19 protein-coding genes are annotated in these 14700 nt (G+C 64.2%); 8 read left to right on the forward strand and 11 right to left on the reverse strand.

Annotation, left to right across the window (positions count from 1 at the left end; translation table 11 throughout):
- The 9 genes from ACI2JX_RS20165 to nrdR form a co-directional block, all read right to left on the reverse strand.
- Window positions 1-742 (reverse strand): substrate-binding periplasmic protein (locus ACI2JX_RS20165; RefSeq protein WP_404690861.1); only part of this gene is annotated, 742 nt, incomplete at its 3' end.
- 17 nt (window positions 743-759) lie between these two features.
- Window positions 760-1263, reverse strand: coding sequence for a phosphatidylglycerophosphatase A (locus tag ACI2JX_RS20170; RefSeq protein WP_312151861.1), 504 nt, complete (start codon window positions 1261-1263; stop codon window positions 760-762).
- On the reverse strand, window positions 1260-2225 hold the full coding sequence (gene thiL, locus ACI2JX_RS20175; protein WP_404690862.1) for a thiamine-phosphate kinase: 966 nt from the start codon (window positions 2223-2225) through the stop codon (window positions 1260-1262). Before thiL ends, ACI2JX_RS20170 begins: the two co-directional genes overlap by 4 nt.
- Before the next feature lie 18 nt (window positions 2226-2243).
- Window positions 2244-2744, reverse strand: a complete 501-nt coding sequence (gene nusB, locus ACI2JX_RS20180; protein WP_186556623.1) for a transcription antitermination factor NusB — start codon at window positions 2742-2744, stop codon at window positions 2244-2246.
- Window positions 2741-3217 (reverse strand): 6,7-dimethyl-8-ribityllumazine synthase, encoded by a 477-nt coding sequence (ribE, locus tag ACI2JX_RS20185; protein ID WP_003255395.1) that lies wholly within the window; start codon window positions 3215-3217, stop codon window positions 2741-2743. Before ribE ends, nusB begins: the two co-directional genes overlap by 4 nt.
- A 90-nt stretch (window positions 3218-3307) precedes the next feature.
- Window positions 3308-4399 (reverse strand): bifunctional 3,4-dihydroxy-2-butanone-4-phosphate synthase/GTP cyclohydrolase II, encoded by a 1092-nt coding sequence (gene ribBA, locus ACI2JX_RS20190; RefSeq protein ID WP_186556622.1) that lies wholly within the window; start codon window positions 4397-4399, stop codon window positions 3308-3310.
- A gap of 18 nt (window positions 4400-4417) precedes the next feature.
- Complete coding sequence (locus ACI2JX_RS20195; RefSeq protein ID WP_264236589.1) at window positions 4418-5083, reverse strand: riboflavin synthase; 666 nt, start codon at window positions 5081-5083, stop codon at window positions 4418-4420.
- A 43-nt stretch (window positions 5084-5126) separates the two neighbouring features.
- Window positions 5127-6257 (reverse strand): bifunctional diaminohydroxyphosphoribosylaminopyrimidine deaminase/5-amino-6-(5-phosphoribosylamino)uracil reductase RibD, encoded by a 1131-nt coding sequence (gene ribD / locus ACI2JX_RS20200; protein ID WP_404690863.1) that lies wholly within the window; start codon window positions 6255-6257, stop codon window positions 5127-5129.
- Between the two features lie 2 nt (window positions 6258-6259).
- The gene (gene nrdR / locus ACI2JX_RS20205) at window positions 6260-6724 is read right to left on the reverse strand and encodes a transcriptional regulator NrdR (RefSeq protein ID WP_186556619.1); all 465 of its coding nucleotides are present in this window, start codon (window positions 6722-6724) and stop codon (window positions 6260-6262) included.
- Window positions 6725-6829: 105 nt separating this feature from the next.
- Between nrdR and ACI2JX_RS20210 the strand changes: the two genes are divergently transcribed.
- The 3 genes from ACI2JX_RS20210 to trxA are packed head-to-tail and all read left to right on the forward strand — an operon-like array spanning window position 6830 to window position 8861.
- Entirely contained in the window at window positions 6830-7282 is a 453-nt protein-coding gene (locus ACI2JX_RS20210; protein ID WP_368973522.1) for a YbaY family lipoprotein, read from the forward strand.
- Complete coding sequence (locus ACI2JX_RS20215) at window positions 7283-7942, forward strand: class I SAM-dependent methyltransferase (RefSeq protein ID WP_404690864.1); 660 nt, start codon at window positions 7283-7285, stop codon at window positions 7940-7942.
- 31 nt (window positions 7943-7973) lie between these two features.
- On the forward strand, window positions 7974-8861 hold the full coding sequence (gene trxA / locus ACI2JX_RS20220; protein WP_312152774.1) for a thioredoxin: 888 nt from the start codon (window positions 7974-7976) through the stop codon (window positions 8859-8861).
- Between the two features lie 128 nt (window positions 8862-8989).
- Here the strand turns inward: trxA and ACI2JX_RS20225 are convergent, their stop codons facing one another.
- Entirely contained in the window at window positions 8990-9331 is a 342-nt protein-coding gene (locus ACI2JX_RS20225) for a hypothetical protein (protein WP_264236583.1), read from the reverse strand.
- Between the two features lie 132 nt (window positions 9332-9463).
- Between ACI2JX_RS20225 and ACI2JX_RS20230 the strand changes: the two genes are divergently transcribed.
- From ACI2JX_RS20230 to ACI2JX_RS20250, 5 genes are all read left to right on the forward strand, one after another.
- Window positions 9464-10033, forward strand: a complete 570-nt coding sequence (locus tag ACI2JX_RS20230; RefSeq protein ID WP_404690865.1) for a DUF2796 domain-containing protein — start codon at window positions 9464-9466, stop codon at window positions 10031-10033.
- Entirely contained in the window at window positions 10034-10744 is a 711-nt protein-coding gene (locus ACI2JX_RS20235; protein ID WP_404690866.1) for an ATP-binding cassette domain-containing protein, read from the forward strand. It begins immediately after the preceding gene.
- Complete coding sequence (locus tag ACI2JX_RS20240) at window positions 10744-12009, forward strand: ABC transporter permease (RefSeq protein WP_404690867.1); 1266 nt, start codon at window positions 10744-10746, stop codon at window positions 12007-12009. Before ACI2JX_RS20235 ends, ACI2JX_RS20240 begins: the two co-directional genes overlap by 1 nt.
- A gap of 9 nt (window positions 12010-12018) precedes the next feature.
- Window positions 12019-12609 (forward strand): DUF3299 domain-containing protein, encoded by a 591-nt coding sequence (locus ACI2JX_RS20245; RefSeq protein WP_404690868.1) that lies wholly within the window; start codon window positions 12019-12021, stop codon window positions 12607-12609.
- Window positions 12610-12718: 109 nt separating this feature from the next.
- Window positions 12719-13402 (forward strand): OmpW family protein, encoded by a 684-nt coding sequence (locus ACI2JX_RS20250; protein WP_404690869.1) that lies wholly within the window; start codon window positions 12719-12721, stop codon window positions 13400-13402.
- A 42-nt stretch (window positions 13403-13444) separates the two neighbouring features.
- Here ACI2JX_RS20250 and ACI2JX_RS20255 read toward each other — a convergent pair whose 3' ends face one another.
- Window positions 13445-14641 carry an MFS transporter gene (locus ACI2JX_RS20255; protein ID WP_404690870.1) on the reverse strand — a complete coding sequence of 399 codons (1197 nt, stop codon included), beginning with the start codon at window positions 14639-14641 and terminating at the stop codon, window positions 13445-13447.
- Window positions 14642-14700: the final 59 nt, after the last annotated feature.

The raw sequence follows: 14700 nt of genomic DNA on the forward strand, positions 1-14700 counted from the left end.
GACTGTCCGCAGTAAAAGGATACGGCTGCTGCCACTTTTCGTAGATCGCTTTCAGCTCGCCGCTACGCACCAATTGCTCCATGCGCCGGTCAAACAAGTCTCTCAAGGATTTACCCTGTTCGTTCTTGGCAAATGCCAGATACAGCGGCAACTCAGCGATATGGGTACGCCGGAAGCGCTCAGGCTGCGCCGCCTGGCCCAGCACGTAGTTGACTTCAGTCAGCGCATCGATGTAGAAATCCACCCGCTCATGCTCAAGCATCGGCAGAATCCCTTCACGCCGCTGGATCTCGCGAAATTCACGAACATTGGGCAGGTAACTGCCGTAGTCATAGCCGCGCACCCAGGCCAACCGGTACTGGCCAATGTTCTCAGGAGTAGGTTCCGGCTTGCTGGCAAGGCCCAAGGCATAGATATGGTCCATGTCGAAATGCCAACGCGGATAGAGGTTGTCGTCGTTCTCTTCCTTGTAGGAGCCGACCCAGGCATCCGCTTCGCCACGTTTGACCAAGCCCACCGCGCGGCTGTAAGGCGCACTCTTGGTCAGCACTTTGACCCCGGCCGGCTCGAACACTTTGCGCAGTACGTCCCAGGCCACCCCGGTGCCGTCGGCATTGGTGTAGTCGAGCCATGCTTCACTGACCAGGTGGATCTGCGCAGGGTGCTGACCCTGCACGTTAGCGGCACACACGCTGCCGGTGAGCAGCAGCAACATCGCCAGCAACGCCGTCCTTATGCCCATCCACCCGCTCCTAAGTATCAGGCCACCGCCCACACCAGAACCTGCATGCCCAGCCAGGCAAAGACCCCGGCGAGGACATCGTCGAGCATGATCCCGACTCCGCCATGCACATGCCGGTCGATCCAGCGAATCGGCCACGGCTTGAGGATGTCGAAGAAGCGGAACATCAGGAACCCTGCGAGCAGCCACTGCCAGCCTTCCGGCACCAGCCACAGGGTGATCCACATGCCGACCATTTCGTCCCAGACAATGCCTTCATGGTCGTGCACACGCAAGTCGTTCGCCACTTTGCCGCACAGCCAGAAGCCAAACAGCATGGTCACGCCCAGCAGCAGCCAGTAGCCCCAGTCTGGCAGCATCTGCCACAGCGGGATGAACGGCAGCGCCACCAGAGAGCCCCAGGTACCGGGAGCCTTGGGCAAGGTGCCAGAGCCGAAGCCGAAGGCGATGAAGTGCCACGGGTTGCGCCAGACCGAAGGCGGAACGAACTCCGCAGGCACCTGGTTGGGGTGGTCGGTCACGGTGTCTCCCTAAAATGTTGATAGCCCCGCTGCTGCGGGGTGATGTCCTGGCCCTGTTCGTCCAGCAGGCGCACGCCCTCGCCATCGAGCACGCGGCCGACGACATGGACCGGCACACCAGCGGCGCGCAGGGATGAAAGCTGGGCCGGCGGCAAGGTGAAGGCCAGCACGTAGTCGTCGCCACCGATCAGCGCGGCCTGGCGCGCAGCTGTAGGGCCGAGAAAGCCCTGCAGAGCAGGTGACACTGGCACCTGTGCCAGGTTCACCTCGAGCGCCCGCCGGGAGGCCTTGGCGATATGGCCGCAGTCGGCCAACAGACCATCGGAGATGTCCAGGGCCGCTGTGGCCTTGCCGAGCAGGGCCTGGCCAAGGGCGAACTGTGGCGAGGGCGACCAGTAATGGGCCAGCAAGGGCCCAGCCAAGTCGGCTTCGACCTGGCGCTCACCGAGTACCAACGGCAAGGCACCGGCAGCATTGCCCAGTTCACCACCGACACACAGCAGATCCCCCACCTGGGCACCGCTGCGCAGCAACGCTTGTCCGCGCGCAACGCGGCCAAACACCGTCAGGGTGATGCTCAGGGGACCACGGGTGGTGTCGCCGCCGATCAGGCTCAGGCCGCAGTGGCGGGCCATGCGATTGAGGCCTTCGGCGTAAGCCTGCAGCCACGGCGCGCTGACCTCGGGCAAGGTCAGCGCCAGGGTGAAACCAATGGGCGTGGCGCCCATCGCGGCCAGATCGCTGGCGGCCACGGCCAAGGACCGCTGGCCAAGCAGCGAAGGGTCGCAGACGGCAGGAAAATGCACGCCGGCGACCAAGGTATCGGTGGACACCGCCAGCTGCTGCGCAGCAGGCAGGTCCAGCAGGGCGCAGTCGTCGCCGATCCCCAACGCCACGCCTTCGCCGCCCTGCGCACAGGGCGCGGCAGCGAAGTAATGGCGGATCAGCTCAAACTCACCCATGGCTGGTCAGCGCCGCAATCAGCGCTTGTACGCCTTGACTTCCGCTTCACGCAGACGCGGAGCGAGCTTGTCCAGTACACCGTTGACGAACTTGTGACCGTCGGTGGCGCCGAACACTTTGGCCAGCTCCACACCTTCGTTGATCACCACGCGATACGGCACATCGGCGCGCATGATGAACTCCCAGGTGGACAGGCGCAGAACCGCCAGTTCAACCGGGTCGAGCTCTTCCAGGGCAAGGTCCAGGCACGGCGCCAGGGCCTCGTCGATTTCCTTCACCTTGGCCGGAACCCCGTGCAGGATCTCGCGGAAGTAAGCGCCGTCTACATCGGAGAAATCGTTGTCGACCCGAAACTGCGCCTCGACCTCGTTCAGCGAGTGCCGGGCCATGTGCCACTGATAGAGGGCCTGGGTCGCGAGCTTGCGGGCTTCGCGGCGCTTGGCGCTCTTCGAGGGCTTGCCGGCATCCGCAGGTTTTGGATCGCGCGGGTTGAAACGATCGCTTTCGTCGCTAATCACTTGGCCTCCAACTGCGCCAGCAGGCTGACCATTTCCAGGGCGGACAGGGCAGCTTCAGCACCTTTGTTGCCAGCCTTGGTGCCGGAACGCTCGATGGCTTGCTCGATGGAGTCGACAGTCAGCACGCCGAAGGCCACCGGAACACCGAACTCCATGGACACCTGGGCCAGGCCCTTGGTGCATTCGCCCGCCACGTATTCGAAGTGCGGGGTACCGCCGCGAATCACAGCGCCCAGGGCGATGATCGCGTCGTAAGCGCCTTGTTGGGCGACTTTCTGTGCAACCAGCGGGATTTCGAAGGCGCCAGGAGCACGGATGATGGTGATGTCGCTTTCGCTGACGCCATGGCGTACCAAGGCATCGACGGCACCGCTTACCAGGCTTTCGACGACGAAGCTGTTGAAGCGGCCAACCACCAAAGCATAGCGACCTTTGGGGGCGATGAAGGTACCTTCGATGGTCTTCAGGGTCATTCCGGTGTTCTCATTTTAAAGAGCGAGGCCGCCGTAGACGGCCTGCAGGAGGGTTTGGACACGAGCGCCAGGGCAACTAGCGCGCCTGTGTCACTCAGAGGGCACGTATTCTACAACTTCCAGATCAAATCCGGATATCGCGTTGAACTTCATCGGCGAGCTCATCAGGCGCATCTTGCGCACGCCCAGGTCACGCAGGATCTGCGACCCAGCACCGACCGTGCTGTAGGTGCTCGGCGTCTTGACCTGGGTTTCGCCGGCGCTTTCGCGGATATGCGCCAGCAGCACGTCGCCATCGAGTGGGTGGCCCAGCAGCAGGACCACGCCGCTGCCGGCCTCGGCCACCGCGCTCATCGCCGCACGCAGGCTCCAGCGGCCTGGCTGCTTGACCATCAGCAGGTCGCGCAGCGGGTCCATGTTGTGCACCCGCACCAGGGTCGGCTCTTCGGCGCAGATCTTGCCCAGGGTCAGTGCCATGTGCACGTCGCCTTCGACCGAGTCGCGGTAGGTGACCAGGTTGAACTGGCCCAGTTCGCTATCCAGCGGCTGCTCGGAAACCCGCTGAACGGTACGTTCGTGGATCATCCGGTAGTGGATCAGGTCGGCGATGGTGCCGATCTTCAGGCCATGTTCGGCGGCGAACACTTCCAACTCGGCGCGACGCGACATGGTGCCGTCGTCGTTCATCACCTCGCAGATCACCCCGCTCGGCTCGAAGCCAGCCATGCGCGCCAGGTCGCAAGCGGCCTCGGTGTGGCCTGCGCGGGCCAGGGTACCGCCAGGCTGGGCCATCAGCGGGAAGATGTGGCCGGGGCTGACGATGTCTTCGGCCTTGGCGTCCTTGGCGGCGGCCGCCTGCACGGTACGCGCGCGGTCGGCCGCGGAGATGCCGGTGGTGACGCCTTCGGCGGCTTCGATCGACACGGTGAACTTGGTGCCAAAGCCCGAACCATTGCGCGGCGCCATCAGCGGCAGCTTGAGGGTTTCGCAGCGCTCGCGGCTCATCGGCATGCAGATCAGGCCACGGGCGTGCTTGGCCATGAAGTTGATATGCTCAGGCTGGCAGCACTCGGCAGCCATGATGATGTCGCCTTCGTTCTCGCGGTCTTCGTCATCCATGAGGATGACCATCTTGCCTTGGCGGATGTCTTCCACCAGCTCTTCAATGCTGTTGAGCGCCACTCGGCACCCCCTTCTCAATCAGGATTTCAGGTAGCCGTTGGCGGCCAGGAAGCTTTCGGTGATGCTACTGCCCTTGCTCGGTTCGGCAGCCTTGTCGCCCAGCAGCAGACGCTCCAGGTAACGGGCCAGCAGGTCGACCTCAAGGTTCACCCGACGACCTGGGCGGTAGTCGGCCATGATGGTTTCGGACAGGGTGTGCGGAACGATGGTCAGCTCGAACTCGGCGCCATCGACCACGTTGACCGTCAGGCTGGTGCCGTCGACGGTGATCGAGCCCTTGTGGGCGATGTACTTGGCCAGTTCTTTGGGCGCGCGCACGCGGAACTGGATGGCGCGGGCGTTATCGCTGCGCGAGATGATTTCGCCAACGCCGTCGACGTGGCCGCTGACCAAGTGACCGCCCAGGCGGGTGGTCGGGGTCAGGGCTTTTTCCAGGTTGACCGGGCTGCCGCTCTTCAAGTCGTCGAAGGCGGTGCACTCGAGGGTTTCGCGGCTGACGTCGGCCCAGAAACCGTCGCCTGGCAGGTCGACGGCCGTCAGGCAGACGCCGTTGACGGCAATGCTGTCGCCGAGCTTGACGTCGCCCAGGTCAAGCTTGCCGGTCTGGACGTAGACGCGCACGTCACCGCCCTTGGGGGTCAGGCTACGGATGGTGCCGATGGATTCGATGATGCCGGTGAACATGCGGTTGTCCTCGCAAATAGGGCTGCGCTGGGCTAGCCAGGCATTATACGCCGGTGGCCGGCAAGGGGATGGCCGTGACCCGCCAGTCATCACCGACGGCGCGCATTTCAGTGATTTTCAGCCGCGGCGCCTGGTTCATCTGCGCCAGCGGCCAGTCCAGCAGCGGCCGGGCCTGGGAGCCGAGGAAGGTGCCGGCGACGAACAACTGGAACTCGTCGATCAGGCCTAGCTGGGCGAAGGCGCCCACCAAGCCGGCGCCTGCCTCCAGGAGAATTTCATTGACGCCACGCGCTGCCAAGGCCCTGAGCAGGCCAGGTAGATCGACCCGGCCTTCGGCGCCGGGCAGGCACAGCAGCTCGTGACCGGCTTGGGCGTAACGCGCATCAGCCGCCGCAGCAGTCACTACCAGCGCCGGGCCTGCCTGGAAAAACGGCGCCGTCAGCGGCAAACGCAGGCGGCCGTCGATCAACACGCGCAGCGGTGGGCGGGACAGGGCCAGCGCCGTGGTTTCTGCATCCAGGCCCAACTGTTCGCCACGCACGGTCATCCGCGCGTTGTCGGCCAACACACTTTCGGCGCTGGTCAACACCACGCTGGAGCGGGCGCGCAGGCGTTGCACGGCGGCGCGCGCGGCAGGGCCGGTAATCCACTGGCTTTCGCCACTGGCCATCGCGGTGCGCCCGTCCAGGCTCATCGCCAGCTTGGCCCGAACGAACGGCAGACCGTGTTCCATTCGTTTGAGGAAACCGGGGTTGAGCGCGCGCGCTTCGCTTTCCAGCACGCCACTGGCGACTTCGATACCCGCCTCGGCCAAGCGCCGCAGGCCTTGGCCGGCCACTTGCGGATTGGGGTCTTGCATGGCTGCGACTACCCGGGCAACGCCGGCCTTGACCAGTGCCTCGGCGCACGGCGGCGTACGCCCATGGTGACTGCACGGCTCCAGGGTCACGTAGGCGCAGGCGCCTTTGGCGCGCTCGCCAGCCTGGCGCAGTGCGTGCACTTCGGCGTGTGGCTCACCGGCGCGCACGTGCCAGCCCTGGCCTACTACTTCGCCGTCGCGAACGATCACGCAACCCACCCGCGGATTGGGATGGGTGCTGTACTGGCCCTTGCGGGCCAGTTGCAGGGCTTGGGCCATGTAGTGGGCGTCGAGAATCGCGGTCTGGCTGGGCATGCTTACTCTTTAGCCGGCTCGCGGGCCAGGCGGTCGATTTCTTCGCGGAATTCGTCGAGGTCCTGGAAGCGCCGGTAGACCGAGGCGAAGCGGATGTAGGCGACTTCGTCGAGCTCGCGCAGCGCGGCCATGACCAGTTCACCCACCACCAGCGACTTGACCTCGCGCTCGCCAGTGGCGCGCAATTTGTGCTTGATGTGGGCCAGCGCCGCTTCCAGCCGCTCGACGCTGACCGGGCGCTTTTCCAGCGCGCGCTGCATGCCGGCACGCAGTTTGTCTTCATCGAACGGTTGGCGTGTGCCGTCTTGCTTGATCAGCCGCGGCAGCACCAGCTCGGCGGTTTCGAAGGTTGTGAAGCGCTCGCCGCAGGCGACGCACTCGCGCCGGCGACGCACCTGTTCGCCCTCGGCGACCAGGCGCGAGTCGATGACCTTGGTGTCGTTGGCACCGCAAAAGGGACAGTGCATGGTGGCAGGCAACAAAAAAAGGGAGGGCCATGGTAGCGCATCCGACTGGCAAGACAAGCCAAAGGGGTTACCATCCAATCAATTCTGCCCGTGAAGGACTCCCCCATGCACTATCGAGCGCTCGTCGTGCTCTGTCTCGCTGGCCTGATGACGGCCTGCAGCAGCGATAAACCCAAAGGCGAGCAGCCCGCTGCAGCGCCCGCTCCCAAGGTCGCGAAAAAGGCGCCGGCACTGGGGCCGCTACCGGCCTACCAGCGCGAAATCAGCGGCACCTTGCTGGAGGTGCCGGCAGGCGCCGACGTCGAACTGGCGCTGCTGGTGATCGATGAACGCGACCGGCCGCAGCGCCTGCTGGCCAGCAGCAACCTGATCGGTACCGGCCAGGCCCTGCCCTATCAGCTGCGCTTCAATCCCGAGGCATTCCCAGCCGGGGCCAGGGTCGAGTTGCGTGGCCGCGCCAGCCGCTCCGGCCAGCTGATCATGCACCTGCCACCGCAGCGCATTGTTCAAGCCGCGAGCCAAGCCACTGGCCCACTGCGCTTCGAGAAGGCGCCATAGATGGCGCCGTTGCACCTGCAACAGGCCCTGAGCGGCCTGATCGGTGAAGCGCGGTTGGTCGCCAGCGAGCTGCCGCAGTGCGCCTTGAAGCTGTGGCTGATCGATGCGCAGAACATGGACCGCGCCTTCAGCAGCGAAGAAACCCAGCGCATCCTCGAAGACCCGCCGTACTGGAGCTTCTGCTGGGCCAGCGGCCTGGCCATGGCGCGCTACCTGGCCGAGCGCCCGGAGTGGGTGCGTGGCAAGCGCGTGCTGGATTTCGGCGCCGGCTCCGGCATCGCCGGGATCACCGCGGCGCGGGCGGGGGCGTTGGAAGTAGTGGCGTGCGACCTCGATCCGCTGGCGCTACAAGCCTGCCAGGCGAACGCGGCGCTCAATGAGGTCGAACTGGGTTACAGCAGCGACTTTTTTGCCGAAGCCGATCGCTTTGACCTGATCCTGGTGGCCGACGTGCTTTACGATCGCGCCAACCTGCCACTGCTCGATGCGTTTCTTAGTCGAGGCCGCCAGGCGCTGGTCGCTGACTCGCGGGTGCGCGACTTCAGCCACCCGCTGTACCAGCCATTGGGGGTGCTTGAAGCACTGACCCTGCCGGACCTGGCCGAACCACACGAATTCCGCCGGGTCAGCCTGTACCACGCCAGCCGCGAGCCTTTATAGTGGTGCCATCCAGAGATTTGCGAGAGTCGCGATGAGCCAAGCCCCAGATAGCAACGCCCTGCCGTATATTTTCGACGCCACCGACGCCAACTTCCAGCAACTGGTCATCGAAAACTCCTTCCACAAGCCCGTGCTGGTGGACTTCTGGGCCGAGTGGTGCGCGCCGTGCAAGGCGCTGATGCCACTGCTGGCGAAGATCGCCGAGGGTTACCAGGGCGAACTGCTGCTGGCCAAGATCAACTGCGATGTGGAACAGCAGGTGGTTGCCCAGTTCGGCATCCGCAGCCTGCCGACCGTGGTGCTGTTCAAGGACGGCCAGCCGGTCGACGGCTTTGCCGGTGCCCAACCCGAGTCGGCCATCCGCGCCCTGCTCGAACCGCATGTTCAGATGCCGGCGGCGCCCACTGCTTCGCCGCTCGAAGAAGCCAAAGCGCTGTTCGCCGAGAGCCGCTTCGCCGATGCCGAAACCGCGCTCAAGACCCTGCTGGGTGAAGACAACAGCAATGCCGAAGCGCTGATTCTGTATGCGCGCTGCCTGGCCGAGAGGGGTGAGTTGGGTGAGGCGCAAGTGGTGCTCGATGCGGTCAAGACCGATGAGCACAAGGCGGCACTGGCCGGCGCCAAGGCGCAGCTGACCTTCCTGCGCCAGGCTGCCAGCCTGCCGGAGGCGGCCGAGCTCAAGAGCCGCCTGGCGCAGAATCCGCAGGACGATGAGGCCGCGTATCAACTGTGCATTCAGCAACTGGCGCGTCAGCAGTACGAAGCCGCGCTCGATGGCTTGCTGAAGTTGTTCCAGCGTAATCGCGGCTATGAGAACGGCTTGCCGCAAAAGGCAATGTTGCAGGTGTTCGAGTTGCTCGGCAGCGATCACCCGCTGGTCAGCGTCTACCGTCGCAAGTTGGCGGCGGCGCTGTTCTAACAGCGCCAACGCTCATCGCGGGGCAAGCCCGCTCCCACGTGGCTCGCCACTAGGGCCTGTATGAAAGTCTCAGGCTTTTCGTACAGAGCCTAAGCTCACGTGGGAGCGGGCTTGCCCCGCGATGCTTTTCATCCGAGCCAGTGATAAACCGGCGCATCCGCCCCGCTTTCCACCTTCACTTCACTGCTATGGCGCAAACGCACCAGCAGGCGCTTCCCCGCCGCGGTGCTGCCCGCCAGCCCTTCCAAGCGTTCCAGCAGCTCTGGCCCAGTCATCTGTCCAGCCGCGCGCAGCACCTCACGCGCCGCCGCCCACTGGCCATCGTCCTGGCGTGGTGCTGCACTCGTCGTAGACACCACCGGCTCTACCGCCGGCACCTCCAGCTGACGCCCCAACTGCGCCCACTCCGCCGGTTCCAGCTCGATGCTCAGATCCACCGGCCAGTCACCAATCGTTCCGCGTATTCTCACGACGCCTTCCTTCCAACAGGATCAATGGCGTCCATGCTCCCATGACATGAAACCTTCGCCAAGCGGCTGGCGCGGCCAAGAAAAGTTGTTATAACATTACCAAATCCTTCCTGCACGCTCCCGGAGTCGTCCATGCGCCGCCTGCTCCTCGCCCTGCCCTTTGCCTTGCTGCCCCTGGCCCTGGCCCATGCCCACGACGACCATGACCATGATCACGACCATGCCCACGGCAGCCTCGGCACTCATGAACATGGTGTGGCCAAGCTCAATGCGGTACTCGACGGCAGCACCCTGGAACTGGAACTGGACAGCCCGGCGATGAACCTGGTGGGCTTTGAGCACGCGGCCAGCAGCGACGCTGACAAGGCCAAAGTCGCCGCCGTGCGCCAGCAGCTCGAACAGCCATTGAAGCTGTTCGGCCTGGCCAAGGCCGCCGGTTGCAGCGAAGAGGCGCAAGAGCTGGAAAGTCCGCTGTTCGGCGACCAGCCTGCAGCCGATGACGACGCCCATGAGCACCCGCACAGCGATATCCATGCCCACTACCAATTGACCTGCGCCACCCCAGACAAGCTCAACAGTCTCGACCTGACCCCGCTGTTCAAAGCCTTCCCGGCGACGCAGAAGATCAATCTGCAACTGATCGGCCCCAATGGTCAGAAAGGTGTGGAGGCCACGCCGAGCAAGGCGGTGGTCGCCTTCTAAATGAGTCAGCCGCTGATCGACCTGCAAGATCTGCTGTTCGCCTGGCCGGGCCAGCCGCCACTGCTGGAGATTGCCCAGTTTCGCCTGGAGCGCGGTGAGGCGCTGTTCCTCAAAGGCCCCAGCGGCAGCGGCAAGACTACCCTGCTCGGTTTGCTGGGCGGGGTGAACCTGCCCGGCCAAGGCAGCATTCGCCTGCTTGGCCAGGCCCTCGGTGAACTGAGCCAAGGCGCCCGCGACCGCTTCCGGGTCGATCACACCGGCTACATTTTCCAGCAGTTCAACCTGCTGCCATTCCTCTCGGTGCGCGAGAACGTCGAGTTGCCTTGTCGCTTCTCACGCAGTCGCGCCGAACGCGCCAGCCAGCGCCACGGCAGCGTCGACCAGGCCGCCGCAGTGTTGCTCGCACACCTGGGGCTGGACGATCCGGCCTTGCTCGCCCGACGTGCCGACACCCTCTCGATCGGGCAGCAACAACGGGTGGCGGCGGCGCGCGCGCTGATCGGCCAGCCTGAACTGGTGATCGCCGACGAGCCGACCTCGGCGCTGGACGCCGATACCCGCGAGGCGTTCATCCGGTTGCTGTTCGACGAATGCCGGGCGGCCGGCTCCAGCCTGCTGTTCGTCAGCCATGACCAAAGCCTGGCACCGCTGTTCGACCGTCACCTGTCCCTGGCCGAACTCAATCGCGCCGCCACGCCCCGGGAGGCCTGATGTACCTGCTTCGCCTTGCCCTGGCCAGCCTGGCCAACCGGCGTTTCACCGCCTTTCTGACCGCTTTCGCGATTGCCCTGTCGGTGTGCCTGCTGCTGGCCGTCGAGCGCGTGCGCACCGAGGCCCGCGCCAGTTTCGCCAGCACCATCAGCGGCACCGACCTGATCGTCGGCGCCCGCTCTGGGTCGGTCAACTTGCTGCTGTACTCGGTGTTTCGCATCGGTAATGCCACCAACAACATCCGGTGGGACAGCTACCAGCATTACGCCAAGGATCCACGGGTGAAGTGGGCCATCCCGATCTCCCTGGGCGACTCCCATCGCGGCTACCGGGTAATGGGCACCACGGGCGACTACTTCAGCCATTACCAATACGCTCGGCGCCAGCACCTGGAACTGAGCCAGGGCCGGGCGTTCGGAAATGATCCCTTCGAGGTGGTGCTCGGCGCCGAAGTGGCGCAGGCGCTGCACTACGGGCTTGGCGACAAACTGGTGCTGGCCCACGGCGTGGCGGCGATCAGCCTGGTCAAGCACGATGACAAGCCGTTCACTGTGGTCGGTGTGCTCAAGCGCACCGGCACGCCAGTCGATCGCACCTTGCACATCAGCCTCGGCGGTATGGAGGCCATTCATATCGACTGGCACAACGGCGTGCCCGCACGCGGTGCCGGCAGGATCAGCGCCGAGCAAGCGCGGACCATGGACCTGCAGCCTGCTGCGATTACCGCGTTCATGCTGGGCCTGAACAACAAGATCACCACCTTCAGTTTGCAGCGCGAGATCAACCAGTTCCGCACTGAGCCGTTGCTGGCGATCCTGCCAGGCGTGGCCTTGCAGGAGTTGTGGAGCCTGATGGGCACGGCCGAGCAGGCCTTGTTCGTGGTGTCGCTGTTCGTCGTGCTGACTGGGTTGATCGGCATGCTCACTGCCATTCTCACCAGCCTCAACGAACGGCGGCGGGAGATGGCCATCTTGCGTTCGGTCGGCGCCCGGCCTTGGCATATCGCTGGTCTGCTGGTGCTCGAAGCCTTGGCCCTGGCGGTGGCCGGTATCGTGGCCGGGCTGGGGCTACTGTATGCCGGGATCGCCCTGGCCCAGGGCTATGTGCAGGCCAACTATGGTTTGTACCTGCCACTGGCCTGGCCCAGTGCACATGAGTGGACGCTGCTGGCTATCATCCTTGGGGCGGCATTGCTGATGGGCAGTGTGCCAGCCTGGCGTGCCTATCGGCAGTCGCTGGCCGATGGTTTGTCGATTCATCTGTGAGTAGTGGCAATGATCCAGAACCTTACACACCTGTTCGCTGCGGTTCGACAGTTCGACAAGCCCGCGCACAGGCGGGCAGCCACGCAGCAAATCCTGTTACTGCTGGTGCTGATAGTGCTGACGCCGCTAGCCTGGGCCGCGGAGCCGCGCGAGCTGGACTGGCCGGCGCTGATCCCGGAAGGCGCCCCGGTCATCCCGCCCCAGCTCACGCCACTGCACGACCTGTCGCAGATCGGCGACGCGCTGGCTGCCGAAGCCGCCCCCGCTGCGCGCCAACAAGCCCCCGCCGCGCCAGTGGTCAAGGCACTCGACAAGCAGCAGGTCAAACTGCCCGGCTACATCGTGCCACTGGAAGTCAGCGAAGAGGGCCGCACCACCGAGTTTCTGCTGGTGCCCTACTACGGCGCGTGCATCCATGTACCGCCACCCCCGTCGAACCAGATCGTGCACATTTTCAGCGAGATGGGCGTACGCGTCGAAGACCTCTATCAGCCCTATTGGATCGAAGGGCGCCTGCAGGTCAAAGCCAGCAGCAGCGAGCTGGCCGACGCGGGTTATCAGATGGAAGCCGAGAAAATCTACGCTTATGAGCTGAAATGAGAACTGCTAGCGATTCGTGAAGCCAGTTCTTTGAGCTGGGTCAAACATTAGGTTTAGACGCCTCCGTACCATTGGACTACTCATTTAATAACGTCCTTTGGGAGCTTCCATGAACAAGTCCTTGCTCGGCGCCTCGCTCGTTGCCCTGGCGCTCGTAGCCCCTGTTGCCCACGCCCACCAGGCGGGCGATTTCATCCTGCGTGCCGGCGCCATCACCACCTCCCCCAACGAAAACAGCGGCGACCTGAAGTTCGACGGCAACAAGGTCTCGGGCACTAAGGCTACTCTGGACAGCGATACCCAATTGGGCCTGACCTTCGCCTACATGCTCACCGACCACATCGGCCTGGAGCTGCTGGCGGCCACCCCGTTCCAGCACACCGTTGGCGTCAAGGGCCTGGGCGGGGGCCTGGACGGCAAGCTGGCGGACATCAAGCAACTGCCACCGACCCTGTCGCTGCAGTACTTCCCGATGGAGCCAAGCTCGAAGTTCCAGCCGTACGTGGGCGTGGGCATCAACTACACCATGTTCTTCGATGAAGACCTGAGCAGCGAACGTAAACAGCAGGGCTTCAGCAACCTCAAGCTGCAAGACTCGGTGGGCCTGGCCGGCCAGTTGGGCATGGACTACATGATCACCGACAACCTGCTGGTCAACGCCTCGGTCTGGTACGTCGATATCGACACCAAGGCCACCGTCGATGGCCCAACCGCACTGGGCTACAGCAAGACCAAGGTCGACGTGGATGTAGACCCATGGGTCTACATGGTGGGTCTGGGCTACAAGTTCTGATCCATCGCCCTCACATGGCGGCTGCGGCCGCCATGTGTCGTTCTACTCCCCACGTAGGCGCAGATACAGCCAATAACCCCAAGCCAGTGCACTGAACCCCGCCCCCAGCCCACACACCGCAAGCCAACCCCAGCGGGCATACACCCAACTTGCCGCCACAGCGCCCAGGCCACTGCCTACCGAGTAGCAGCACATGTATGCGCCGATCAAACGGCTGGCCATCGCTCCGCGCCCGGCCAACAGCAGTGTCTGGTTAGTGACATGCACCGCCTGCACGGCGAAATCCAACAGCAGCACGCCCAACACCAGCGCCAGCAACGAGTGTTCGAGCAATCCACTGGGGATCCACGACAGCGTCAACAGCGCCAGGGCCAGCCCCGTGGTGCGCTGACCGTGGCCTTGATCGGCCAAACGTCCAGCGCGCGATGCGGCCAGTGCCCCGGCAATTCCGGCCAGGCCGAACAGACCGATCTGGGTATGGGTCAACGCCAGTGGTGCAGCACTGAGCGGCAATACCATGGCACTCCACAACACGCTGAATGCGGAAAATATCAACAGCGCGAACGTACCGCGCTGACGTAACAGGCGGTCGTGTCGATACATGCGCAGCACCGAACCCAACAACTGCACGTAACTCACTGGCGTTGTCACCGGCTTGGCGCTGGGCAGCGTTTGCCAGAGCAGGCAGGCCATCAGCACAGTCAACCCGGCAGCGGCGAAATATACGCTGCGCCAACCGGCCAGATCGGCCGTCACGCCTGCAACCAGCCGCGCCAGCAAAATCCCTAGCACCACGCCACTGGTGACCGTACCCACCGCCCGTCCCTGCTCGGCGGGCGTGGCCAAGGTCGCGGCATGGGCCACGACCACCTGCACCAGCACCGCCATCAGGCCGAGCATGCTCATGGCCACCAGCAGCAGCGCCCAGTCCATCGTCATGCCAACAGCCAGCAGGGCCAACGCCGAGAGCAGCAACTGCGAAAGAATCAAGCGCTTGCGGTCGAACAGATCGCCCAGCGGAACCACCAGCAGCAGCCCCAGCGCATAACCGGCCTGGGTGGCCCCCACCACCAGTCCGATCCGGGCGGTCGCTACGCCCAAGCTGGCAGCCATCGACTCTAGCAGTGGTTGGGCAAAATACACCGAGGCCACGGCCAAAGCGCAGGTCGCGGCGAGCAATAGTGTCAGGGAGCGGCTCAGCGGGATTTGGCCGACGGCCGCAGACTGGATCGAAGACATGTGCAATACCTTGCCAATCTGGTTTCAAAATGAAACCACACGCTAGCTTTCTAGCAATT

The organism is Pseudomonas sp. NPDC088890, from assembly GCF_044900155.1.
In the GTDB taxonomy this organism is placed as follows: Bacteria; Pseudomonadota; Gammaproteobacteria; order Pseudomonadales; family Pseudomonadaceae; genus Aquipseudomonas; species Aquipseudomonas urmiensis.